The sequence below is a fragment of the Haloarcula sp. CBA1115 genome (genome assembly GCF_000827835.1).
In the GTDB taxonomy this organism is placed as follows: domain Archaea; phylum Halobacteriota; class Halobacteria; order Halobacteriales; family Haloarculaceae; genus Haloarcula; species Haloarcula hispanica.
The window spans coordinates 12,906-37,801 of record NZ_CP010530.1; the positions used below are offsets into that span (position 1 = coordinate 12,906).

Below are 24,896 nucleotides of genomic sequence, written 5' to 3' on the forward strand. Positions count from 1 at the left end.
GCTAAGTGGGAGTCCGAAATAAATACGCACCCATCAAGCGGTGAGACAATCGAAGACTCGTCGACAGCCAGCAAACCTCAATGTACTAGATAGGAGAAATGTCTGCCGAGTCACAGCCGTACAGTGCTTCAGTCCGTGATATATTGGTGTCTAAGGTGAAGTTTTATTACAGTTGCATCAGTGCATAAGTATGAGACTGTGTAGCACACAAAACACGCCGACAATAGCCCTGCGGGCACGTCGTGTCCGCCCGAGCGAGTACAGTAAGACAAACAGGATGCGACTGCTGTAGGCGCGCTACGCCGGGATGTCGTTACCATGACGGTGGCAACGGACTACGACAGAGGACGACCGCGACTACGACAATGAGACACCACAGACCAGTACCGCGTTCGAGAGGGGTAACGTATGGCAAACAGTGACGACCAAACCGGGGAAATGTCTGACGGGCTTCAGGTCGAGTTGTTCCATCCGGAGTCCGACCGCGAACCCGGTGATACGAACATTCAGGCGGCTGGATTCGACATCCATCCGGTGGTATTCCCGGTGGCGCTGGTGATCATTGCGCTGTTCATCGCAGTGACGATACTGCTCGGTGACACCGCAGCCTCGGCGTACACATGGCTGTTCAATACCATCGGGGACACTTTCGGCTGGTTCTACCTGCTGGCGGTGAACGTGTTCATCATCACACTGCTTTACTTCGCGTTCAGCAAGTACGGCAATATCAGAATCGGCGGCGTCGAGGCCGAAAAGGAGTTCAGCGACTTCTCCTGGATGGCGATGCTGTTCAGCGCCGGCATGGGTATCGGCCTCATGTTCTTCAGCGTCTCGGAACCGCTGTACTACTTCCAGAACCCCCCGAGCTTCTTCGGGGCCGAAGCGGGGACCGGCGCAGCGGCGTCCGCCGCGATGGCGCAGACGTTCTTCCACTGGGGCTTTCACCCGTGGGCGGTGTACGGCCTAGTGGGACTCGGCCTCGCGTTCTTCTCGTTTAACCGGGGACTCCCACTCACCTTCCGGTCGATATTCTGGCCCCTGCTGGGCGAGCGGATTTACGGCTGGCCGGGCCACATCATCGACCTCGTGACGGTGTTCGCGACGCTGTTCGGGCTGTCAACCTCACTGGGACTCGGTGTTGCACAGGTCAACACGGGGCTCTCCTACGTGGGCGGCGACATGCTCGGTGCGGTGAGTGTCCCGACAGGGACCTGGCCGCAAGTCGCGCTCATCGCCGGGATCACGCTCATCGCGACCCTCTCGGTCGCAGCGGGGCTCGACGGCGGTGTCAAGCGGCTGAGTACGCTGAACCTCTACCTGATGTTCGCACTACTCGGGTTCCTCGTCATCGTGGGTCCGACGGTGTACATCTTCGGGACGTGGGCAGAGGGCCTCGGCGCGTACTTCGGAAACATTCTGGCGCTCGGGTTCTTTACCGGGACGCTCAACGAAGCGGCGAACGGGACCCCCACCGCCTGGACCGTGTTCTACTGGGGCTGGTGGATCGCGTGGTCGCCGTTCGTCGGGATGTTCATCGCGCGCATTTCGAAGGGTCGGTCCGTCCGGGAGTTTGTACTGGGCGTGCTGTTCCTTCCATCGATGTTCTCGACGCTCTGGCTCTCGGTGTTCGGCGGCAGCGCGATGTTCAACTCCCTGCTGGGGAACGGACAGGCGCTGGCGACGTACAACGAGGTCGGCCAGACCGTCGCGATGTTCGCCCTGCTGGAGCAGTTCCCGCTTGGCGTGGTCAGTGGACTGATCGCGACGCTGCTGGTCATCACGTTCTTCGTCACGTCGTCTGACTCCGGGTCACTGGTCATCGACCATCTGACTTCGGGCGGAAAGCACGACGTGCCGCGAACACAGCGGATATTCTGGGCCCTTACCGAGGGCCTTGTCGCGTCCATCCTGCTCATCGGTGGCGGTCTGACGGCGCTCCAGACGGCCGCAATCACCACAGGACTCCCGTTCGCGTTCATCCTGTGTCTGATGTGCTATACAGTGTATCTGGGGCTCGACAACGAGTACCAGATACTCGAATCGGAAGAGTTCGCAGAAACGATTCAGGACCTCTCTGAACGGGATGATGTCGACGTCGTGACCGCCGGCGACGAAATGGTGACAGATATCTCCGACCCGGGAGACGACACGGCGACGGGTACCGACTGAAACCTCTCGTTTTGGCGTTTTCCGACGCGACCGGTAGTGTCAGATGCTATAGCCAACAGCGGCCGAAACCGTTCACGCTACCGGCCGCCCAGTTCTGTTTCGACCGTCCGTTCAGAGTGTATCCAAATCCGGGCAGAGCCGCCGATTCCGAACGCGGCGATGGCGAGGCTGGACACGATACTGCCGGCGGGTGAAAGCAGAACCCACGAGACAGCGCTGAGAAACGCTCCGATGAGGAGCCCGTATGTTGGTCGGCGGCTGCCAAAGATATCAGTGAGGAGTGTGCCGACCACGAGAAAGCCGAAGCTTGTGAGTACCAGGACGAACGCACTACTGATGAGAATCGCGACACGGACGAATACCCCGCCAGCGACGCTGAGGCGGGCTAGCGTTGTTGCCCCGTAGAGGCCGACGATACCGACGATCACGTACCCAGCGATGCCGTAGAGGACGGCCGTCGCCGGGCTGTCCGAAATCGCGTCAATCGACTCGTTGACGTAGTTCCGCCGCAGCCGGAGCACCAATGCGCCGGCCACGAGCACGAGAACGAACGAGACGAGCCCGCGGAGCGGTCTGGACAGTTCGGTGCCAACGCCGGGCATCAACTGTCCCACGACGGGATTCACAACAGTTGCCGCCAGTCCCGGGACGGTCGGCGCAACACCGACAGCCGCGTCAACACTCATATGCCACATACCGCGGGTCGCCGTGAAAACCTATCGACCGCTCACCATCGGGTCAGCGTTCGTACTGCCCGGAAATTTAAGCCGTCAGAATACATACCATGTCACAGTGTCTGGATGGCTCGCAGCTCTGCTCTCGAAGCTTGTCTGGGTCGGCAAGCGGGTGGCCGCGCCACTCCAGCAGAGTGACGGGCCGAACAAGTTCAGGCTGTCGAGCATGGACACGGCAACGACGACGTACGACGGTGACATTGGGTGGGCGAGACGGCCGCCAGCGACGGTCGAATGTCCGCGATGCGAGTCGGAAATCTTCCAGCACAACGCGCGTGACAGCATCGACTGTCCGCGGTGTGTCGGCGAATACAGCCACGACGAGTTCGCCGACCTGCAGCTCCTGTATCTCACCTGCCCGGTCTGTCGGAGCCGGATGGAGCACGGGCAACGCCACCCCGAGCGGTTCGACATCCCCGAGTGGGCGACCTGCACGGACTGTCGGTACCACTGGGAGTTCGAACACTCCTACGACCGCAGTACTGATTGAGACGATGGGTACACTGATCACTGCTGCCGTTTGGCCGGTATGCGTTGCTTCGAAACGGCTACGAGATCAAAAGCAGGGTGATGCCCAGTTCCAACACGCGAGTGGGATTCTGCCGTCAGTAATACTTCCAGTCGTCCTCACGGCTCCCTTGCACGACGCCGTCGTCCTCCTCACTGTCCGCCTCTTCTCGCTCATCGGGCCAGCGGATACCGTCTCCGATGAGGCTCTTGTACGCGAAGGCACCCAGACCGACGAGCATCAGCAGAAGGACGACGGTGCCAGCGACTGCTGCCACCTGCCCGACGGATTCGAGCAGGCCCGAACCGAGCTGAACTGGAAACTGTAGCATACATACTGTTCGGGCTGCACAGGTATCACTGTTGTCGCATCTGAGACGGTCGCGACGCCGTCGCTGAGACCGTCTTGAGCACGGCGTTGTTCTCGGAGACGTCGTGGACCCTGACTGCGTCAGCCCCACGTTCGGCGGCCAGCGCTGTCGTGGCCAGAGTCGGTGGCAGCCTGTCCGCACCGGCGTCGCTCATGTCGGCAAACATCGACTTCCGGGAGTGCCCGACCAGCACCGGACAGCCGAGCGCGTGGAACTCGTGGAGTCGGTCGACGAGTTCGAACGATTCGGCGGCGTTCTTCCCGAAACCACAGCCGGGGTCGACGATAATCTGCTCGCGGTCGATGCCGGCTTGCTCGGCGAGCAGGATCTGTTCTGTGAGGTCTCGAAGCACGTCGTCGACGACGTCGTCGTAGGTCACAGTTCGACCTGGGTCCACTGGCGCGGACAGGCTATGCATCAGGATGACGGACGCGTCGTGGTCGGCAACCACGAACCGCATCTCGGGGTCCGACAGTCCCGACACGTCGTTGACGATGTCGGCACCCGCGTCCAACGCCGCGTCAGCGACGGCGGCTTTTCGGGTATCGACGGAGACAGTCGCATCGAGCGAGGACACGGCCTCGATAACGGGCACTACGCGGTCGATTTCCGTTTCGACGGACACCGGATCTGCGCCGGGCCGCGTGCTTTCGCCGCCGATGTCGATGATATCCGCCCCGGACTCGATCATCTGTTCCGCGTGACTGACCGCGAGGTCGCGGCGGTTGTACTCGCCGCCGTCGTAGAAACTGTCCGGCGTGACGTTGAGAATACCCATCACGGCCGCCTCTTCCCTGTCGAACGGCGGCGGGAACGACCTGTCAGACAGCGTGCCTTCGAGTTGCGTGGCGAGCCGACCGAGCCCCAGCCCTGTCGAAGCCAGTCTGTCAGTGAGCTGTTGAAACTGTCGCGGCGTTCCCGACAGCGTCGTGTCGACGAGCTTCTCAGGCATCCCGACAGTCGAACAAGTACAGGTACCGCCACAGTCCTCGAGCTCCTGTTTTAGGACTCCCGCCTGGTCGCGCCGCAACGTGACCGAAAGCATCTGCTGGTGGATTTCTGGTTCACTTCCGGCTTTAGCAGTCTCTCCCGTCGACGCCTGCTGGAGGTTGTCCCCGGGAACGACCAGCCGGCTCCAGCGGTCCCGAGCTTCGGCGACTGCGTAGAGCGATCCTGCGACGAGCACGAAGTCGTCCGCGTCGGCCGCCGCTATCGCCCGTTCGGTGGCTTCCGGAACGGACTCGACTCGCTGGACCTGGGCTGCCTGGCCCTCGAACGCCGCAGCGAGCGACTCCGTACTCGCGGCTCGGTCCACCTTCGGTCGCGCGGCAAACGCTGTCTCGACGGCCGGAAGCGTCGCGATCATCTGCTCGTACTCTTTGTCTTCCATCGCGGCGAAGACCACATGGAGGTCGTCGTAGTCGTATCGCTCGATGAGTGTCGCCAGCGTCGCCATCGCGCCGGGGTTGTGGGAGCCATCGAGGACGACCATCGGGTCGGTCGACCGGACCTCGAACCGCCCCGGCAGCGTCGCGGCCCGCAGCCCCTCGGATATGGTTTCCGTGTCCACGTCGGTGAGTTGTCGGGCCAGCGTCGCGGCGACGCCGGCGTTTTCGGCCTGGTGCTGACCGAGCAGTTTGAGGTTCGATTCGAGCGCCCAGTCCGGCCCCGTGAGGGAGATGCGGTTCTCGACGGCCGAGCGCATCCCGTTCTCCACCGCAGTGACGTCGGCCGCCTCGCCGCCGACGGTGATGGTGTCGGTAATCCCCTCGATTGCATCGAGGGCAGCGCCGGTCGTTCCGGTCACGAGCGGGGCGTCTCCGGGCGCGACCTGTGCTTTGTCCAGAGCGATCTCCTCGATTGTGTCGCCGAGCAGATCGGTGTGTTCTAAACTGATACTGGTGACGGCGCTTGCGACGGGATCGACCGCGCTCGTGGCGTCGTACCGGCCGCCGATACCGACTTCCAGAACTGCCACATCGACGTCTTCGACATCGAAATGATAGAGCGCAAGCGCGGTGAGTACCTCGAAATGCGTCGGCTTGTCGTCCTCGGCGGCCAGGCGGTCGATACATGGCTCGATCTGTTCGACGAACTCCGTCACCCGCTCTTTGGGTATCCGGCCGCCGTTGACCGTGACTTGCTCCCGAAAGCCGTTCAATCCCGGCGAAGTGAACAGGCCGACGTCCAGCCCGGCGGCTCTGAGCACGCTCTCGGTCATCTGGGCGGTGCTTCCCTTTCCGTTCGACCCGGCGATCTGCACGCTGTCGAAACTGTTGTCCGGGTCACCGAGATGTGCGAGCATCCGCGCCGTCGTATCGGTCCCCAACTTGGGCCGACGGCGTTGTAGCGACTGCAGGTAGTCCGCCGACTCGTGGTACTCCATACCATAATTGGGCGGCGGCGGCCTGATTAATTTATCGCCAGAGGGTTCTGCGTCGATAGCACGTAACGAGGTGGAGCACCCTCTTCAGGCCGAAACCCACGAGAAACTCCTCAATGGCGGCCCGGAAACCGTGATCGAGTCATTTCGTAGATCCCGACGTCGCTGCCGCTGCCGTCCGGACTGCTGCTGGGCCACGGAACCAATCTCGTAAGCCGAGATACATGATGTGGCTTACGCGGTCCGTAACGGCGTCTCGAACACATCCTATCCCGATAGTATCAGGTTCACTAACATTATTACGACGGTGTAGGGAAGGGCTAGTCGAGATGTCTTCACAGGATGAGCAATCCGCGACCGAAGAGACACAGGAGCCGATTCCTACGGACTACGATATCGCCCAGTCGACCGAGATGGAACCGATCTGGGAACTGGTAGAGCCGTGGGGACTCGGCCTCGACGACCTCCAGTACTTCGGCGAATACACCGCGAAAGTCAAACAACACGCCATCGAGCGCCTCCGTGAACAGGCCGAGGACAAGGAGCAGAACCTCGTCCTGGTAACCGGGATGACCCCGACGCCGAAAGGCGAGGGGAAGACGGTAACGACCGTCGGCCTCGGACAGACGCTCAACCACGTCGGCGAGGAAGCGATGATCGCCATCCGGGAACCGTCGCTTGGCCCGGTGTTCGGCGTCAAAGGCGGCGCAGCAGGCGGCGGCCGGTCGCAGGTCCTTCCGATGGAGGACATCAACCTCCACTTCACCGGCGACCTCCACGCGCTCACCTCCGCACACAACCTCATCGCCGCGATGCTCGACGCGAAGATCTCGCAGGGTGACGACCTGAACATCGACATCAACAACGTCTCCTGGCCGCGCGCTATCGACATGAACGACCGCGCGCTCCGGGAGACCGTCGTCGGCCTCGGCGGGAAAACCGGTGGGACGCCACGGGAGGACAGCTTCCTCCTTACCGCCGCCTCAGAACTGATGGCGGTGCTGTGCCTGGCGAGTGACCTGGGCGACCTCAAAGAGCGAGTCAGTCGCATCATCGTCGCCTACGACGAGGACGGCGACCCGGTCACGGTCGAAGATATCGAAGCGACCGGCCCAGCAACCATGCTACTCCGGGACGCGATCAAGCCGAACGTCGTCCAGACCATCGAGGGGACGCCGGCGCTGGTCCACGGCGGGCCGTTCGCGAACATCGCCCACGGGACGAACTCGCTCGTCGCCGACAAGACTGCCTTCGGCATGGGCGACTACCTCGTCACCGAGGCTGGTTTCGGCTCCGACCTCGGGGCCGAGAAGTTCATGGACGTGGTCTGTCGCAAGGGCGATATGACGCCGAACGCCGTCGTGCTGGTGGCGTCGGTCCGCGCGCTCAAATACCACGGCCTCGACCAGTGGCCGGTCGACTACGACGAAATCGACGAGGCCGGCGTCGAAGCCGTCGAAGCGGGCTTCTCGAACCTCGACAAGCACGCGACGAACCTCCAGAAGTTCGGCGTCCCGGTCGTCGTCTCCGTCAACCGCTTCCCGGACGACACCGACGAGGAGATTCAGGCCATCTTGGACCACTGCCGTGAGGACCTCGGGGTCAGAGCGGCTGAGTCGAACGTGTTCTCCGACGGCAGCGAGGGCGGCGTCGACCTCGCGGAGAACGTCATCGAGGCAACCGAGGAGAGCAACGAGGAGGACTTCCGGATGCTGTACGACGACGAGGACAGCATCAAGGAGAAGATCCACACCGTCGCGACCGAGATTTACGGCGCTGACGACGTGAAATACACCGGCGGCGCGCTCGACGACATCGAGCAGATGAACGAGCTCGATTTCGACGACTACCCGGTCGTCATGTCCAAGACGTTCCACTCGCTGAGCGACGACGCGAGCCAGAAGGGCGCGCCGGAGGGCTGGGAACTCGAAATCAGCGAAGTGTACCCGTCTGCCGGAGCTGGCTTCCTGGTCGCTCTCACGGCCGACGCGCTCACGATGCCTGGCCTGCCGGCCCGACCGGCTGCCGCCGACATGGACATCGACGAAGACGGTAACATTTCGGGGCTGTTCTGACGAACCGGCCTCGCGTCCCAGCTCCTGTGGCTCGTCCGCTCGATTTTTAACGGATGCCGCTCGGCGTTCGACGAGGTGACGACGCTCACCGCTCCGCGTTTGCGACCGCTTCGTCGAGCGCCGCTTTGCCGGCCGCTTCTGCCTCGTCTGCCCGCTGTTTCATCGCTGCCACGAATGATTCGTCGTCGATCATGTCGAGATTGGCCCGGACAGTCGCGACGGACGCCTGTAGCGCCGCCGCCGCGAGCAGCGCCCCGACGGCCGCGTCCGGGACAGCGACCGGCGTCCCCTTCGCAGTCACCGTGCGGGCGTGCTCAACGACGTCGAGACAGACCTCGGCCGTCTCCAGTGGCACTTCCGTCGAACGTTTCGAAGCCGCCTGCATCCGGGCGTCGTCCCCGGACTCGATTGCGGCCCCGACCGCGTCGACCGTGGCTGCGTCCTCGTCGGCGAGGGCAAGCAGCCGTTCTCGCCGGTCGGCCAGCGTGTCACCAACCTCGCTTAGTTCATCAGCCGCTGCCTCGGACCCGTCTGTGCCGACAGTGTGGATACAGACCATCTCACAGAGCGCCGCGCCCATCGCGCCGCCGACGGCCGCGACCGCACCGCCGCTCGGGGTCACCTGGTCCGACGCGACGTCGTCGAGAAACTCACTGATAGGCTGGTCCGCGAACGTCATCTGTCGGGCTCAACCCCAGTCGGCTCTGGTGATTGACTGTCCATACCACGGCACTCTCGCCCCACTCGCCTAATGATTTCCCCGACGGTATTCGGTCCGCGTGGGCCATCCTGACACAAAGGCTATGTCCGGACTGTGTCAAGACGCTGTATGGCGTCTTCGTTCGAAATCGTCCAGCCAGCGACGGTACCGACAGAGCAGTTCAACACCTGTGAGACAGAGGTCCGGAAGCTCACGGACCCGCTCGGCTGTACGGAGATGCGGGTGAATCAGGTCATCGTCGAACCGGGATCGGTGACGACACCGCATACACACGACGGCCAGGAGGAGGTGTTCGTCGCGACGACCGGCGGCCAGATAGTCATCGAGGGTGACGTCCACGATGTCCCCGAGGGCGGGGTCGTCCGCGTCCACCCGGACACGGTCCGGAATCTCTGTAACCATACTGAAGAGACGCACGTCTGGCTCGCTTTCGGCGCGCCGCCCGTGGGAACTGTCGAGAACTTCGGGGACTACGTCGTCAAAGAATGAGCCGAGGCGGCCAGCCCGTCAACCAAGTCCGCACACGGAACGGCTGCCCGTCTCAGCCCCCGTCTCCCAGCGCGTCGTTCAGCTCCGGCACGACCTCGTGGAGGTCGCCGACGACGGCGTAGTCGGCCTTCTGCATGATGGCCGCCTCCGGGTCGGTGTTGATAGCCAGGATGTTGTCCGCACCCTTACAGCCCACCATGTGCTGCACCGCACCGCTGATACCGCAGGCGACGTAGAGGTCCGGGCTGATCTTCGTGCCCGTCTGTCCGATCTGGTCGTTGTGCGGTCGCCAGCCCTCGTTGACGGCGGCCCGCGACGCGCCGACGGTTCCGCCGAGGCTATCGGCCAGCGTCTCCAGTTTGTCGTAATCTTCCGGACCACCGACACCGCGCCCGCCGCCGACGACGACGCGGGCCTCGCCGAGCGACACACCGGTCTCGTCGGACTCCTCGACTCGGTCGACACTGACCCGGAACGCGCTCTCGTCGAGCGACGGCTCGAACGGCTGGACCGTCGACTCAACTGTCTCTGTCGCCGTCTCCGGCGAAAACTCGTGTTCCGCCGCAGTCACCAGTTTCGTGTCACTGTCAAGGCGTGTGTGTTCGACGAGGCTACCACCCCATCGCTGGCGCGACAGTTCGTACACGTCGCCGGCCTCGACGTCGAGACAGTTGGCCGCCATCGGCAGGTCGCGCCTGGCACCGACGTGGGCTAGCACCTCCTGTCCGCGGTCAGTCCCCGGGGCGACGACTGCGTCCGGGTCCGTGGCGTCGAGCAACTGCGCGATACTCTCCGCCCAGGCCTCGGGTGCGTACGTGTCAAGCCGCTCGTCACCGACGTGGTGGAGCGTCTCTACGCCGTAGTCACCGAGTTTCTCCCCGAGCGCCGCCGATTCTGCGCCGAACGCGACGGCTTCGAGCGCCGCGTCGGTCGCCGTCGCCAGTTCACGGGCCAGCGTGAGCGCCTCCAGCGAGGGCTCTTCGGGACTTCCGCCCGCATGTTCGACGAGGCTCAGTATCACAGTCAGATCACCTCCAGGTCGTCGCGGAGCAGGTCGACGACTGCGGGTACGGCGTCCGATCCATCGCCGAGCACCTCGGCCGAGCCCTCCGTGCTCTCCGGCGCTTCCAACCGGACTTTCTCGATACCCCCGTCGAACTCGCTGGCGACTGGGTCCTGCCGCCCGATCGACTGTTTGCGCGCCTGCATCTTGGCGCGCATCGAGGCGTAGCGGGGCGTGTTGAGCCCCTCCCTCACGCCGACGGCCGCTGGCAGGTCGAGTTCGTACACCTCGGTCCCACCAGTCACGTCGCGCTCGGCGACGGCCGTCCCGTCCTCAATCGTCAGGTCTGACACGCCCGCGACGAACGGCACGTCCAGCCGCTCGGCGACGCGAACCCCGACCTGGTGGTTCGCCACGTCGGCCGATTCGTTCCCGAACAGGAGGAGGTCGAACTCCGGATCGGTGCCGGCGTCGCCGCTCAGAGCGTCTGCGAGGGCGGCCGCCGTTTCGCGGGGCCGCCACTCTTCCCCGTCAGTTTCCAGCAGCGTCGCCTCGTCGGCCGTCATCGCGAGCCCGGTCCGGAGCTGTTCGTCGGCGTCCACCGATCCGAGCGACATCACGGTGGCCGTCCCGTCGTGGTCGTCGGCCACCTGAATGGCCTCCTCGACGGCGCACTCCTCGTGGGGCGATATCGTGAACCCCAGATGGCTCGTGTCTATTCGCTGTTCGTCGTCGGTCAGTGTGATTTTCGCGCCGGTGTCCGGCACGCGTTTGATGCAGGCTACGGTGTCCATGTCGTGTCTCCGTTGAGTGATAGTGGGTGGGTCACTGGCTGTACTAGCTCCTGATGCGCTCGTTCTCCGGGTCGAACAGCGGCCGGCTCCCGACGACTTCGACCGTCACCGGATACTGCTGGCCCATGTACTCGACCTGGAGGCTCCGCCCTTCCTCGGCGTGGGACTGCGGGAGATACGCCATCAGCAGGTGTTTGCCGACGCTGGGGCCGGTTCCCGCGCTGGTCACGTACGAGCGACGACCCTCGTCGTCGACCAGGACGTCGCCGTTCGCGTCGAGGACCGGTTCGTTGCCCAGCATGAAGCGGCGCTCGCCGCCCTCTGGCGCGTGGTCGTCGACCGACAGGGTACACAGCGTGGCGGTGTTCTCCTCGTCGATAGCCTCGGCGTAGGCTTCCTTCCCGATGAAATCGGCGTCCTTGACCCCGTGGAACGTCAGCCCCGCTTCCGCCGGGTTGTACTCCAGTTCGAGTTCGTGCCCGAACAGCCGGTACCCCTTCTCCAGGCGACCGGTCGTCCCGTAGACGCCCATGCCGGCCGGCCGGACATCGTGGTCCTGCCCGACCTCCCAGAGCACGTCCCAGAGCCGGCGGCCCTGGCCCATCGGGGCGTAGATCTCCCAGCCCTGTTCGCCGATGTAGGAGAGCCGCATCGTCCACGCGTCGACCTCGCCGACCGTGATTTCCTGTGCCGTGTACGGCTCGAACGCGTCGTGGGACATGTCTTCCTCGGCGACGCTGTCGACCATATCGCGGGCGTTCGGTCCCCAGACGCCCAGCGTACACAGCGATTCGGACCGGTCGATCATCGTCACGTCGGCGTCGTCAGGGATGTGCTCGCCGAACCAGGCCCGGTCGGACCCGCCCGCCGCGCCGCCGGTGACGACTCGGTAGTGCTTGGGGCCGAGTCGGGCGATTGTCAGGTCCGAAACGAAGCCGCCGTTTTCGGCGAGAATCGGCGTGTACACGGTCTTGCCGACGTCGACGTCGATGCGGCCCACGGCCATCTGTTCGAGGTAGTCGACGACGTCCGACCCGCGGAAATCGAAGATGCTGAAGCCCATATCGCCGATCATCGAGACGTGCTCGCGGGTGTGGAGATGTTCCGCGAGGATAATCGGCGACCACCACCGCGAATCCCACTCGTTGGGCCGCTGGAACTCGGCGAGCTCGTCCTCGTACCGGCCCAGTAGATCGCTGTTCGATTCGTACCACTGCGGCCGTTCCCAGCCCGCGGCCTCGAAGAACTCCGCGTCGAGGCCGGCCTGCTTCTCGTAGAACGGGCTCGTCCGGAGTTCCCGCGCCGACTGGTACTGTTCGGCCGGGTGGACGATGTCGTATATCTTCTGGAACCCTTCGCTGGCCCGGTCCTTGACGAACGAGCGGGAGGTCCCGTACTCGTAGAACCGGTTCACGTCGGCCCCGTGGAGGTCGATGTCCGACCAGCCACGCGTCATCCACTGGGCAACCGCCTCGCCGATGGCCGGGGCTTCTTTGATCCAGATTGCGGCACACGACCAGAGCCCGTCGACGTCCTGCAGTGGGCCCAGAAGCGGTGCACCGTCTGGCGTCTGCGAAAGTAGGCCGTCGATTTCGTGGCGGATGCCGGCCTCGGGGTCGTCGAGGAGTTCCGGGACGATCTCCAGCGCGTCGGCCATCGACTGCTCGAAGGCGTCGTCGGTCAGCGGCGGCTGGGTCGGCGAGAGCGGCGCTTCGTCGATGGACGGGATGTCCTCGACGTCCCAGAGTATCGGCCGGTGTTGATACGACCCGACTTCGAGGTCGTTCCCGTGCTGGCGCTCGTACATCTGGGTGTCCATGTCGCGGACGACCGGGAACGAGATTTCGCCCTCGTAATCCTCGAAGAAGGAAATCGGGCCGACGCTGACCATCTGGTGAACCGCCGGTGTCAGCGGGATCTCGACGCCGGCCATCTCGGCTAACTTCGGGCTCCAGAGCCCGGCCGCGATGACCACCTCGTCGGCCGTGACGGTCCCGCGGTCGGTCTCGACGGCCGCTATCGACCCGTCTTCGACGTGAAGGTCGAGCACTTCGGTGTTGGGCGAGACGTGCAGGCCGCCATCAGTGTACTCGTCGGCCCGCGCTCGCATCACTTCACCGGCCCGAAGCGGGTCACACGTGCCCGCCCCCGTGCTGTAGAACCCCGCCTTGACGAGGTCAGTGTTGACGTAGGGTACGAGCGCTTCGACTTCCTCGGGGGTCAACAGCTCCGCCGGTTCGCCCCACGCCTTCGCCGACTGGATTCGGCGTTTCAGTTCCTCGACCCGTTCCTCGGTGCGTGCCACTTCGATACCGCCGCTGTTGGTGAACGTGTCCATGTCCTTGTACTGCTCAATGCTCCGTCGGGTGAGGTGGGTCATCTCCTTCGAGTGTTCCACCGGCATCAGGAAGTTCGAGGCGTGACCCGTCGACCCACCGGGGTCAGGAAACGGCCCCTTGTCCAGAATCGAGATGTCTTCTCGCCCCATCCGGGCGAGATGGTACGCGAGACTGTTTCCGACGATACCGCCACCGATGAGTACTGTCTTCGCCGCTGACGGCAGCGAGTTCGAACTCATCGCGGTCTCACCCGTATGCTGGCGGACCGAACTGTACTCTCGCCGCTCGTGGTGATAGCTCTCAACATCATCCGTTTTGAGCGTGGCCTCTTTCCGGAAAGAAGCAGGGGCCACAGTTCTGCGGTGATTTATATATATGTATATATCTGGGACGCAGACCGCCGGAAATCGTTCGTTGTTCAGGGAGTCAGCAGCTATAAACCCCTGTTTCTGTTCGGTAGTCGCGTCGACGGGGCCACGCTGACGTTTCAGAGTCGGAGGGACGGGCAGAATACTCATTCTGTAAAAAAACCAATGGTATGAGTTTTGTGCCGTCCGTTGGAATGGTTCCGACGCGCTCTCTGGTCGTCGTCTCGGTCTCCGGATCGAAGGTACGCATGACCGGTTTCGACCCGGCCTGAGAGTCCTCCGTCAGTTGGGTCGCAGTATCGTATTGATGTGCAGGCTCCTGTTCCCGGGAATCCATTACAGCCAAACGGGATGACGTGACGTACCACGCCGCTGTCCTCACTACCCCGTGCTCGAATGACAACGGTAACGTCATGATTTCACGCCAAGAGAGATCACCGACTGTTACTGTCGTGTATTATACCCGCTGAGTAATACCAAGAGAGCAGGCCGAAGTCATTGCCTGAACCTTGAGAGTCCGCTCTGTCACCGGTCTCCCGACATCACTCGCGCTGATAGCGGTGGGTGCTGCTTCGGTCCCGATTTCTATAGGGCGGTGCAGTTCAGGAAGAGCGACAGCCCATTCGATGTCGGGCTGGCCGTCCACGGGGCCGAGAATAACAATCGTACCAACATTAGCTCACAGAGCCTATCAGTATCAGAGGGATATTGTGAAGAAGGAACTACATAACAGTGTGGCGGCGCGTGGTCGACGATCGCCGAAGCAGTTGTGGCGCTGTTGTCGTGCCGTTTCAGTCGGCCTGCAGCGCCCGGACTGTTTGGTGCGTCGCTGCCGACACTGAACGGGCGAGTGCCGTCGCGTGCCAGTAGTCCGCAACGCTTCTATCGAGCGTGGTGGCCGATATCTCTCCTTGATGATGTGTTAACTCACGGTCAGCGGCCATGACCTTGTGGCCGGCGTCGACGAGAACTGTCCGGGCCAGTGCTGACCGTGAAGTCGATTCAAGGGCCGCGGTGAGTGCACCGTACGCGGTCTGTCTGATGTCTCGAACCGTTTTCGCATCCGATGGCCGAGCGAGTTCGTCCGCCTCCCGACGTGACTGAATGCGGTCAAGCGCTCGGAACCGGGCGATCTGGCTGTTCGCATCGACAACAGCGCTCGCGGGTCCGACGGCATCAGTGAGGCGGCTGAGACCGCTCTCCACCTCCCAGCGGAGTTCGTCCACAACCATCTGTCCCGGAGATCGCTCGTCAGCGGCCGTTTCCGGCGGCAGGTCCGCCTGCCTGTCGCGGATGTCCACAAGCAGTGTTTCTGCTGCATCTGTCAGCGTCGGCCTGACTGTCCCAGCATCGGATGGAAGCGAAGCAGCGAACCGCGCCCGCAGGTGGCGAGCGTCGTCGAGATACGCCTGTGCCGACTCGGCCGTCTCACCCCATTCGGCGACCGACAGTAACTCCGACTCTTCTCTGGGTAGGACGTCCATGTCACTGGCCCGCTCCAGTCCCGTCTCGATACGGGCGTGGACTAGCGCCGCGCGCACCGGGTCAATCCCGATGTAGTCATGCTTCTGCCGGGTTTCGTGGGCCGCAGACACGGTCCTTTCGTGCTCGTTTCGGAGCGGAGCAGCGGTACGGCCACTCTCGACAACACTCCACCCCGCAGCGGCGTAGCGGGCGTTTTCGCGAGCGCGACGCAACGACCGGAGCGCCATCAACCCGGTTCGGGCCGTCCGCGCATCGTCGAGGCCGTCTGAGGCGTTACTGGCGGCATCTGTCAGGTGCTGTCGGATGTGACCGTTCGGGATTTCTTCGGGGCCCAACGGTGTGGGAAGCGTCGCCAGCAGCGAGCGTATCCGCTCCCTCGCGGCGTCGAAATGCTCCGCTGTGATGTCGACCGGGATCGAAGGAGAGACAGGGGATTCTCGCTCTTCGTCGCGCGGGACATCGGGCAGATTGTAGGCATCGATAGTTGCCTCGCGTTCCCCACCCAGACTGTCGATACTGCTACAACCAGCGATAGCACTGGCCCCAACCAGGGCGAGCACACCACGGCGGGTCATCCGACCGGACTCTCCGCCCGTCGCGGACGTGTCGTCGGTCATGCCTGCTCACCACCAGTCTGGGTTCGGCGGTCGCTATCCGAGGCTGACCCGCCCCCGCCCTCGCCCTCGGCATCGACTCGCTGGCTGTCACAGGCGCTCCCACCGATGGAGGAGGAGTAACTGGAGATGTCGTCGGCGTTGACTGTATCGGGAATCCGGATGAACCACACCGCGTACACCTTGTTGCCTGCTGTGCACGGTTCGTCGTAGGGGCGACTCACTCGGCCGTAGTCGGTCGAGACGCTGTTCGTCGTCCAGCTGACCTGACAGAGCGTTAGTCGAAAGCACTCCTCGACCATCACGTTCTGGACGTAGACGGTTTCCGTGTCGAAGTCAGTCTCGTCGAGGAAGGTTTCGACCAGCGAACTGTCCACGTCTCCGGCGACGGCGAGCCGGTCCGCTTTAGATTCCGTATCGATAATCTTGGACTCCAATCGATGGGAATGCTGGCTTTCGGTTGGCCGACCGTCTCCATCGTCGAGCCAGACAGGCTGCCGGTCGGCGTCAACGCGTGTGACAACTGCCGCCGGGTCGGACTCCATGCCAGCTCTCGGAGCGGTCGAGCCATCGTTTTCGGAAGCGGTGCGTGTTGATTCGTCGCTGCCCTCGAACATTCCACTACAGCCGGCCAGCATCGTCGCTAGCCCGCATGCGCTGTGGAGGAGGGTACGTCGAGTGGAGGGGACCATCGTGTAATTTCCCGCTTGTAATGTCAGGTATAAAATTCTCGTGGTAGATGGACGTTACCGAGAGCGTACCAGACATCCCGAAGAATAGATCGAGGAGCGACTTTCTATCGTATTCGGTACTTGTATATCCGCGAATTCAGGCCTTATGTAACTATATTCGGCTCTATTGGCTTATATTATACACATCCGCGGTCAAATACATCCCTGTGAGTGATGTCTTCTGGAACCAAGAAGTATGGCTGCTAAGTGGTGGAGAGACGCAGATATCGCAACAAAACGGCTAAACCGGATCGACGCGTTCTGGCGATAATGGGGTCAGCGCAGTCGAAAGTCGCACAGTTGATCGAAACGTATGGACTGACGTCGATGGGAACGGAACTGGAGCACGCGTGGCTCGGGAAGAATAGGGAACGGCAGAGTCTCCGTGACCTCGCTGATCGGTTCAATCAAGCGCTGCTTGTGGCTGCAATCCGCAATTCGGGCATGGACGTCATCGACGGCGAACCGGCGAACTTCTATCGACTCCTGACGGACGACGACGTCAGTGCGGGCAAACGGATCGAAGCGCGGAACCGACTCGAACGGGCAGGTATCGACGTCGATACGCTGGAAAGCCAGTTCGTCACGTATCAGGCGATTCGGTACTATCTCACAGAGGTTCGTGATGTGAGCTACGAGCCTGAATCCGAAACTGAACAGGTCGAGCAGGAACGCGGGACAATAGACCGCCTCCGCAGCCGCGTCGAGACAATCGTCCGGGACACGGTCGACCGACTGAACACCGCTGACAAACTCACTGTCGGCGAGTACCGAGTGTTCGTGAGCATCGATATTCGCTGTCAGGACTGCGGGACACGCTACGGCATCAGTGACCTTCTCGACCGCGGCGGCTGTGACTGTGAGTGAGCGCTCAGTAGATTCGGTCTTTGGGGGGACCACAACAGGATCAGATATCCGTAATCCGGTTGTAACTATCCGGAAGCGCCTGCGCGTCCTCGGGGAGCAACGCGACGACGAGATAGGTGGGGTACTCCGCGAAGTACTCGACGAGCGAGGCGATGCGCTCCGCATCGATGGCTTCCAGTGAGTCAAGCAGCATGAACGGGACGTCCTCGTACACGTCGTGGACGAGGTAGCCGGCGAGTGCGAACACGAGCCCGGTCACTTCCCGCTCACTCTCGCTCAGATGGCCGACAGTGTCTTCGTAGACAGTTCCACCGTCGGTACTCCTGACGACGTGGAGCGTGAACGTCGATCCAGTGACGCTGTCGTCGCTGTTATGGACCGGGTCATCGGGCGTGTCGGTCCGTTCGAGCCAGATCCGTTCGATGTTGCCGTAGCCGAGAATATCGAGCAGGTCGTCCATCTTCTCGTTGAACTGGTCGGTCGCCTCGGCTTCGAGGCGGTCGATACGTGACCGGAGGTCGATCAGCTCGTCAACCACGTCTTCCCGTTGGGCAGCCAGTTCGTCGTTTCGGCGGATGTCCGACTCGATGTCGGCGATCTCCTCGCGTACCTCGTCTCGTTCGGATTCGAGCCGGTCCAGTTCCAGCTCCAGTTCGTTCGCTTTCGTATGGAGTTCGAGCACTTCGTCGAACTCTTCGGTTCGGAGCGAGGTGACCCGCTCCTCGAGTTCCTCGACGCGGGCGGAGAGGTTGTTGCGTCGCTCTCGGAGGTCGACAACAGTCGTCTGCCGGCGCTCGATTTCGGCGTCGACCTCCTCAATCGTGGCGGTGAGTTCTCGCGCTCGCGTGCGCGTCTCCGCAATTTCGTCACGTCGGTCGGTCAGTTCGTCGAGTTCATCGTCGATATCGTCGATCTCCGTGACCGTCTCCTGAAGGTGGTCACGCATACTCTGGAGCGTCGACTCGATACGGTCCGGTTTCACTCGCGAGCCACAGGTCCAGCAGGTCGTCTTTGACCCCTTATACAGCTGGTCCGTGATGTCACCCACACTTTCTGGCTTTGCGTCGATAGCGTCGGTTATCTCCCGGTGCTCGCCGGACAGCAGTTCCTCGTTGAACCCGACGACGTTCTGCAGTCGGGTGGTGTACTCTGAGAGCTCTCGTTTGCGCTCTCGAAGCCGGTCGATGTCCGATTCGAGCGCTTCGAGTCGCTCGTCCGGCGATTCCGGAAGCCCGGATCGTTCGACCGCGAGGCTCCCTCGCTCGTCGCGCAGTGCCGCGATACTCTCCTGTTCTGACTGGATATCGTTTCGCACACGTTTCAGTTCGGATCGAGTCGCCTGGAGTTCATCGAGGGCCGTTTCGAGTTCGTCCCTGTTTTCCTGGGTCGTCTGGAAATCCACGTCCCGCTCGTCGATTCGGTCCTCCACGCGCTGGAGTTTGTCTCTGGTCTCAGTGATCTCGTCGCGCAGAGTTGCCTGTTGCCGTTCGAGATCCGGGAGGTCACGCTTGAGCGACGCGATACGATCGAGTTCCGCATCGATCTCTTCCTTGCGCTGTTCGGCCGCACGTATCTGTCGGTGGATCGACGCCACGTCGACGGGCCGCATAATGATCTCGCGAAGGTCCTCACCCCGCTCGACGGCTCGTCTGGCCTCGTTGTCTTCGAGCAGGAACGCGAACAGATCCGCAACCGTCAGGTCAGTGAGCAGGCCGAGGCCCGACCCGGTAACCCCGTTGTCCGTTCTGGTCAGTGTTTGGGTGTACGTCTCCTCCCCCAGTGAGAGTTCGACGTGCCCCTGGTCGGCGTCACCTTTGATGCTCGCCCACTCGCTCCCGTGAGCGGACATCACCGCCTGTAGAAACGATGTCCGATTAGTCGCGTTCCGGCCTCGGAGCACAGTCACCCCTGGTGGGACCTCGACTGTCGTCTCGTCGATCCCCCCGATTTTTTCGACGGTGAACGTAGCCACCTCCCCAGATACCGAGAGTGAACCCATATTTCGGTGTGTGCGAGTGACGGATATAAGCACTATGGCGCGTGTGGCACCACACATTCCGATTTCTATCCCAGTAGTTGCCTGCGGCTAACAAGCATATGTCTGTTATTCCAACGGATTCGCGGATCTAGTTCCGTGCAGAAACAATCGCCTAAATCCAGATAGCAAACAATTTCGGTAAATAACACTCTCAAACGTGTACCTTTATATTACACAATGGGCGTAGCTGTCGGTGTCGTTGACCATGACAGATCAAGACCGGGCCGAGAGTGCGCTTCGCGCCCACGTAACCTCCGTCAAGGAGGACCTGATGACGGGCGTATCGTTCATGATCCCCTTCGTGACTATCGGGGGTATCTTCCTCGCCGTCGCGTACGCGATAGGGGACACACAGACAGTGTTCGAGAACACCGGCTCGGCAGGCTGGTTCCTAGCACAGGTCGGTACCGCCGGGCTGACGATTATGGTTCCGATTCTCGGCGGATACATCGCGTATGCCATCGCCGACCGTCCGGGACTCGCCCCGGGATTCCTGCTGGCATACATTCTCCAGCAAGGGAACGTCGTCGCCGAAGCGGCGACAGTAATCGGTATCTCCGGCGGCGAAGCCGGTGCCGGCTATCTCGGCGCAATCGTCGCTGGGCTGCTGGCCGGGTACGTCGCGCGTTTCTTCAAGAACCTCGACGTCCCCGAGTTCATCCAGCCGATGATGCCGGTACTGCTGATCCCTGTCGCGACAATGGCGGTTCTAACGCCCATCATGCTGTTCGTGCTGGGCGTCCCTGTCGCACTCGCCAACGAAGCCCTGACCTCTTTCCTGCAGTCGATGCAGGGCGGCCAGGCTATCGTCGTCGGCCTCATCCTCGGCGGGATGATGGCCTTCGACATGGGTGGTCCCGTTAACAAGGTCGCTTACGTGTTCGCGACTGGGCTCATCACGGAGGAGATCTACGCACCGATGGCCGCGGTGATGATCGGCGGGATGGTTCCGCCGATCGGCCTCGCGCTCTCAAACTTTATTGCACCGCACAAGTACGCGGCCGAGATGTACGAGAACGGAAAAAGCGGTGTCGTGCTCGGCCTGTCGTTCATCACCGAGGGCGCGATTCCGTACGCAGCCGCGGACCCGCTGCGCGTCATCCCGGCTATTGTGGCCGGTAGCGCTGTCGGCGGCGCGACCTCGATGGCCCTCGGCGTCACGATGCCCGCACCCCACGGCGGTATCTTCGTGGTCCTGCTTTCGAACCAGCCACTCGCATTCCTGGGCAGCATCCTTCTGGGCTCACTCGTGACGGCCGTCGTCGCGACGGTGATCAAACCGGACTTCGAAGACCGTATCGACGCCGGGGCGGAGACGAGCACCACGCAACCGACGGACGACTAACTACGGAGACTACAATGACAGACGCAATCGCAGCGGACGACATCGAAGAACTGATTCCGGCCAGCCACATTTCGCTGTCCGAGCCACCAGCCGAAAAGGAAGCGTGTATCGAGTTCTTGCTCGACCTACTAGTCGACGGCGGCAAGGTCGAGGACCGCGACCGCGCACTCGACGCGCTGCTGGAACGCGAATCGGAGACCACTACGGGCGTCGGCATGGGGATCGGGATTCCACACGCGAAGACTGACGCTGTGAACCGCCCGTCACTGGCATTTGCTCACTCCGAAGAAGGCGTCGACTTCGGCTCGATGGACGGCGAGCCGGCGACGCTCATCTTCATGATTCTCGTCCCGGAGGCCGGCGGCGAGGAGCACCTCAACATTCTCAGTTCCCTCTCGCGGGCCCTGATGCATGACGACGTTCGGGACCGACTCCACGAGGCAGAGGACGAGACGACCGTTCAGGACGCACTCCGGGAGGCAATCGCATGACGGTCGAGCGCACTGTGACGATTGTTCCGGAGGCTGGCCTGCACGCTCGGCCGGCGTCGGCGTTCGTCCAGGCGGTCAACGACCACGAGGCCGAGGTCTCGGCCGGTCGTCCGGACGGTGACCTCGTCCAGGCGGCGAGTATGATCGCAGTCACCAGCCTCGGCGTCGGACAGGACGACGACATCAAACTGGTCGCCGACGGGCCGGATGCAGAAGCAGTGCTCGACGAACTGGAGCGGATACTGACAACGCCAGAGGCGGAACTGGACACTGACGATGGCTGAACGCACGCTTCACGGTACCGGTGCGACGCCGCGCTCCGGCGTCGGGTCGGTTGTCTGGTACGGCCGAGACATCTCGCTCCTGGACCCGGACGGCGTGGAAGTCGATCCCGAAATGGAGGGCGAGCGGTTCGCCGACGCCGTCGACACCGCCCGAACCGAACTGGAGTCCGAGCGCGAGGCGACCGCCGAACGCGTCGGGGAACAGGAAGCCGCGGTGTTCGACGCGCACATCCAGTTCCTCGAAGACCCGACCATCGAGGACGCCGTCGAGACGATGATCGGCGAGGGGCTTCCCGCACCGAACGCCGTCGATGCCGCCTTCGGCGAACACATCGAGCAGTTCGAAGGGATGGACGGCCGGATGGCCGAGCGCGCGGACGACCTCCGTGACGTGCGTGATCGGCTCCTCCGTCTGCTGACGGACGGGGAGCGGGTCGACCTCGGCGACCTCCCCGAGGGCAGCGTCGTCCTCGCCGAGCGGTTGACGCCCAGCGACACGGCACAGCTCGACCCGGAACGCGTCGCCGGATTCGCCACGGTCACCGGCGGCCGAACATCCCATGCGGCGATTTTCGCCCGTTCGCTGGCCCTGCCGGCGGTCGTCGGTATCGGCGAGACGCTCGAATCCGTCGAGGGAGGGACAGAAGTCGTGGTCGACGGCGACGACGGGACGCTGTTGGTCGGTCCCGACGACGACGAGCGAGAGGCCGCAGCGAGCGGGTCTGGGGCAGCTATCGTCGACGAGTCCGTCGAAACCACCGACGGGAAACACATCGAGGTCGCGGCGAACATCGGACAGCCAGCGGAACTGGACCCCGCAGCACAACGGGGTGCCGACGGCGTTGGCCTCTACCGCACTGAGTTCCTCTTCCTCGACCGGGAGACGCCGCCGTCCGAAGACGAGCAGTACGAGGCCGTCCGCGAGGTGCTCGACACGTTTCCGGACGGCCGCGTCGTCGTCCGGACGCTGGACATCGGCGGCGACAAGCGAATCCCCTACCTCGACCTGCCGGCGGAGGAAAACCCCTTCCTCGGGGAGCGCGGCATCCGGCGCTCGCTCGACCCCGACTCGGATCTGTTCGCCACACAGCTCCGTGCGCTGCTGCGCGCCGCTGCGGACGGGGCTGGAGACCTCGCCATCATGTTCCCGCTGGTCGCCACCGTCGAGGAACTCGACGGGGCACTCGATGCGCTGGACGCAGCGGCGGCCGACCTCGAAGGCCGTGAAACCGAGGTCGCTGACCCCGAAGTCGGCGTGATGATCGAGACGCCAAGCGCCGTGTTCATGGCCGAGGAACTCGCCGCACGCGTCGATTTCCTCTCCATCGGGACGAACGACCTCACGCAGTACGTCATGGCCGCCGACCGCGAGAACGAGCGCGTCGGCGACCTGCACGACCCCACGCATCCGGGCGTCCTCCGCGCAATTCGTCAAACAGTCAAGTCGGCCCACGACGAGGACGCCTGGGTCGGGATGTGCGGCGAGATGGCCGGCGACCCGGACCTGACGGAACTGCTCGTCGGCCTCGGCCTGGACGAACTCAGCATGAGCGCCGTGACGATTCCGGAAGTCAAGACGGCCGTCAGCGAAACCGAGCACAGTGCCGCGAGCGAGCGCGCAGACCGCGCCCGACTCGCCGCAACGCGCAGCGAAGTTCACGACACACTAGAACTATGAAACTCGTCGCAGTCACCTCCTGCCCGACTGGGATCGCACACAGTCAGATGGCAGCCGAGAACCTCGAACAGACAGCCGAAGAACTGGGCCACGAAATCAAAGTGGAAGTCCAGGGCGCGATGGGGGCTGAAAACGAGCTCTCCGAAGCGGACATCGAGTCCGCCGACGCCGCCATCATCGCCTCGGACACATCGGTCAGCCAGGACCGGTTCAGCAATATTCCGCTGATCAAAGGCACTGTTAAAGACGCCGTTAACGACGCCGAAGGGATGATCGCTGACGCCATCGAGGCCGCCGACGGCGACGTGCCGGACACCGAAGTCGACTCCGACGGGACCGAGTCCACGGAGACGGGGTCCGACCAGCAGCGCCGCCGCGGCGGTGACCGCTCGAAGAGCCTCGTCGCTCGGCTGAAGCGACTGTTCAGTTGAGACGGTCCCACTGTCGTCTCTATCGTGGTTGGTTCCGGTCGCACGTCCCCGATCTAATCGGTCTCCGCTGTAGTCAGGTGGTCCGAACTCGCCAGTTCATACGTCAGGTAACCGTGGAGCATCCCGATATTGCTCACGACCTGTCCGACGGTGCTGATAATCGATTTCGACACGGTTGAGTCGAGATAATATGTCGGTATCAGTATGAATCTCATAATCCGCCTCGGAACGTTTTCGCCTCTGATCTTGTAGTACGGAATGGACTCTTTACCGTGCCGGTATTGTTTTTCTAAATAGTCCGGAATGGATTCGGCGAACGGGTGTTCGACCAGCAGATCGGGCGAGTACCACACGGTGTAGGATTCGCAAACACGATCTATCAGTTCAACCTCTTCATGCCCGTACGGGAGACGTTCGTCAAACCCACCGACATCTTCCAGCACATCGCGGCGAATCGCCATATTACAGCCGACGACTGTGTCAGTAACGTGTCCATTATCTCCCTGATCGTATTGGCCAGACAGGCCGCGTGTGTATGGGGATCCGGTGTCGTGGATACGACCGGTAACAGCCGGATATTCGTCCAACAGCTCGGAAACGCGGTCGAAGTACTCGCCTTTCGGGACTGAGTCGTCGTCGAGAAAGACTAGTTTCTCCCCGTTCGCCTCACGGATCCCCTTGTTTCTCGCTGCTGCAGCACTGCCTTCGGTACAGACGAGGATCTCGCCCTCGACAGCGGCGTCCACCAACTTCTCTTCCCAACTGAACTCTATGTTGGGGTCCAGCGTAGGGATGATGATAGATAGTTCCGGCATTTTTGACACACTTGTATATCCAATACCTTGGTTAGCGACTCTAAATACATCGGCAGGCTGAATGGATGATATTTAGGGAGTGGATGAAATCTGTGCTGACCGTCGTCTCGAACTGTAGGCCGTAACTAACAAATTCAGTTCATTGAGAGGATACTGACAGATGT

The 24,896-nt window shown here is 62.5% G+C and carries 21 protein-coding genes; 10 read left to right on the forward strand and 11 right to left on the reverse strand.

All coding sequences use genetic code 11. From position 1 onward, the window contains the following. Positions 1-408: 408 nt before the first annotated feature. Complete coding sequence (locus SG26_RS17090) at positions 409-2,169, forward strand: BCCT family transporter (protein WP_050038312.1); 1,761 nt, start codon at positions 409-411, stop codon at positions 2,167-2,169. 77 nt (positions 2,170-2,246) lie between these two features. Here SG26_RS17090 and SG26_RS17095 read toward each other — a convergent pair whose 3' ends face one another. After that, the gene (locus SG26_RS17095) at positions 2,247-2,855 is read right to left on the reverse strand and encodes a hypothetical protein (RefSeq protein ID WP_050006941.1); all 609 of its coding nucleotides are present in this window, start codon (positions 2,853-2,855) and stop codon (positions 2,247-2,249) included. Positions 2,856-2,961: 106 nt separating this feature from the next. Between SG26_RS17095 and SG26_RS17100 the strand changes: the two genes are divergently transcribed. Beyond that, positions 2,962-3,393 carry a hypothetical protein gene (locus SG26_RS17100; protein WP_225308138.1) on the forward strand — a complete coding sequence of 144 codons (432 nt, stop codon included), beginning with the start codon at positions 2,962-2,964 and terminating at the stop codon, positions 3,391-3,393. Between the two features lie 115 nt (positions 3,394-3,508). On the opposite strand, the gene SG26_RS17105 is transcribed toward SG26_RS17100, so the two are convergent. Together SG26_RS17105 and folP are read right to left on the reverse strand one after the other, a co-directional pair. Beyond that, entirely contained in the window at positions 3,509-3,742 is a 234-nt protein-coding gene (locus tag SG26_RS17105; protein WP_014031178.1) for a hypothetical protein, read from the reverse strand. A 25-nt stretch (positions 3,743-3,767) separates the two neighbouring features. Continuing rightward, positions 3,768-6,167 (reverse strand): dihydropteroate synthase, encoded by a 2,400-nt coding sequence (gene folP, locus SG26_RS17110; protein ID WP_050038313.1) that lies wholly within the window; start codon positions 6,165-6,167, stop codon positions 3,768-3,770. A gap of 326 nt (positions 6,168-6,493) precedes the next feature. Here folP and SG26_RS17115 point away from each other — a divergent pair, with 326 nt between their 5' ends. Further along, entirely contained in the window at positions 6,494-8,239 is a 1,746-nt protein-coding gene (locus SG26_RS17115) for a formate--tetrahydrofolate ligase (RefSeq protein ID WP_014031176.1), read from the forward strand. A gap of 85 nt (positions 8,240-8,324) precedes the next feature. On the opposite strand, the gene SG26_RS17120 is transcribed toward SG26_RS17115, so the two are convergent. After that, the gene (locus tag SG26_RS17120; protein ID WP_050038314.1) at positions 8,325-8,918 is read right to left on the reverse strand and encodes a cyclodeaminase/cyclohydrolase family protein; all 594 of its coding nucleotides are present in this window, start codon (positions 8,916-8,918) and stop codon (positions 8,325-8,327) included. 150 nt (positions 8,919-9,068) lie between these two features. On the opposite strand from SG26_RS17120, the gene SG26_RS17125 reads away from it, so the two are divergent. After that, a complete protein-coding gene (locus tag SG26_RS17125) occupies positions 9,069-9,449 on the forward strand; it encodes a hypothetical protein (protein WP_050038315.1) in 381 nt (126 codons plus the stop codon). 52 nt (positions 9,450-9,501) lie between these two features. Here SG26_RS17125 and SG26_RS17130 read toward each other — a convergent pair whose 3' ends face one another. The 5 genes from SG26_RS17130 to SG26_RS17150 all read right to left on the reverse strand — a co-directional run bounded on the left by SG26_RS17130 (position 9,502) and on the right by SG26_RS17150 (position 16,744). Next, positions 9,502-10,470, reverse strand: coding sequence for an electron transfer flavoprotein subunit alpha/FixB family protein (locus tag SG26_RS17130; RefSeq protein ID WP_014031173.1), 969 nt, complete (start codon positions 10,468-10,470; stop codon positions 9,502-9,504). Positions 10,471-10,472: 2 nt separating this feature from the next. Beyond that, positions 10,473-11,246, reverse strand: a complete 774-nt coding sequence (locus SG26_RS17135) for an electron transfer flavoprotein subunit beta/FixA family protein (RefSeq protein WP_014031172.1) — start codon at positions 11,244-11,246, stop codon at positions 10,473-10,475. Positions 11,247-11,289: 43 nt separating this feature from the next. Then, the gene (locus SG26_RS17140) at positions 11,290-13,824 is read right to left on the reverse strand and encodes an FAD-dependent oxidoreductase (protein ID WP_050038454.1); all 2,535 of its coding nucleotides are present in this window, start codon (positions 13,822-13,824) and stop codon (positions 11,290-11,292) included. Between the two features lie 920 nt (positions 13,825-14,744). Continuing rightward, positions 14,745-16,055, reverse strand: coding sequence for a hypothetical protein (locus SG26_RS17145; RefSeq protein ID WP_175055172.1), 1,311 nt, complete (start codon positions 16,053-16,055; stop codon positions 14,745-14,747). After that, on the reverse strand, positions 16,052-16,744 hold the full coding sequence (locus SG26_RS17150) for a hypothetical protein (RefSeq protein WP_225308136.1): 693 nt from the start codon (positions 16,742-16,744) through the stop codon (positions 16,052-16,054). Before SG26_RS17150 ends, SG26_RS17145 begins: the two co-directional genes overlap by 4 nt. A gap of 309 nt (positions 16,745-17,053) precedes the next feature. On the opposite strand from SG26_RS17150, the gene rdfA reads away from it, so the two are divergent. Beyond that, positions 17,054-17,650, forward strand: a complete 597-nt coding sequence (gene rdfA / locus SG26_RS17155; RefSeq protein ID WP_014031168.1) for a rod-determining factor RdfA — start codon at positions 17,054-17,056, stop codon at positions 17,648-17,650. 40 nt (positions 17,651-17,690) lie between these two features. On the opposite strand, the gene SG26_RS17160 is transcribed toward rdfA, so the two are convergent. Then, entirely contained in the window at positions 17,691-19,649 is a 1,959-nt protein-coding gene (locus SG26_RS17160) for an archaea-specific SMC-related protein (RefSeq protein ID WP_050038316.1), read from the reverse strand. Between the two features lie 244 nt (positions 19,650-19,893). Between SG26_RS17160 and SG26_RS17165 the strand changes: the two genes are divergently transcribed. From SG26_RS17165 to SG26_RS17185, 5 genes are read left to right on the forward strand one after another with little or no spacing between them, the layout of a single operon-like run. Further along, positions 19,894-21,033 carry a PTS fructose transporter subunit IIC gene (locus SG26_RS17165; RefSeq protein WP_014031166.1) on the forward strand — a complete coding sequence of 380 codons (1,140 nt, stop codon included), beginning with the start codon at positions 19,894-19,896 and terminating at the stop codon, positions 21,031-21,033. 14 nt (positions 21,034-21,047) lie between these two features. Then, complete coding sequence (locus tag SG26_RS17170; RefSeq protein WP_014031165.1) at positions 21,048-21,524, forward strand: PTS sugar transporter subunit IIA; 477 nt, start codon at positions 21,048-21,050, stop codon at positions 21,522-21,524. Further along, complete coding sequence (locus tag SG26_RS17175) at positions 21,521-21,808, forward strand: HPr family phosphocarrier protein (protein WP_008311983.1); 288 nt, start codon at positions 21,521-21,523, stop codon at positions 21,806-21,808. Before SG26_RS17170 ends, SG26_RS17175 begins: the two co-directional genes overlap by 4 nt. Continuing rightward, entirely contained in the window at positions 21,801-23,486 is a 1,686-nt protein-coding gene (ptsP, locus tag SG26_RS17180; RefSeq protein WP_014031164.1) for a phosphoenolpyruvate--protein phosphotransferase, read from the forward strand. Before SG26_RS17175 ends, ptsP begins: the two co-directional genes overlap by 8 nt. Further along, the gene (locus SG26_RS17185) at positions 23,483-23,917 is read left to right on the forward strand and encodes a PTS fructose transporter subunit IIB (RefSeq protein ID WP_014031163.1); all 435 of its coding nucleotides are present in this window, start codon (positions 23,483-23,485) and stop codon (positions 23,915-23,917) included. Before ptsP ends, SG26_RS17185 begins: the two co-directional genes overlap by 4 nt. A 53-nt stretch (positions 23,918-23,970) precedes the next feature. On the opposite strand, the gene SG26_RS17190 is transcribed toward SG26_RS17185, so the two are convergent. Beyond that, on the reverse strand, positions 23,971-24,732 hold the full coding sequence (locus SG26_RS17190) for a glycosyltransferase family 2 protein (RefSeq protein WP_050038317.1): 762 nt from the start codon (positions 24,730-24,732) through the stop codon (positions 23,971-23,973). Between the last annotated feature and the right edge of the window lie 164 nt (positions 24,733-24,896).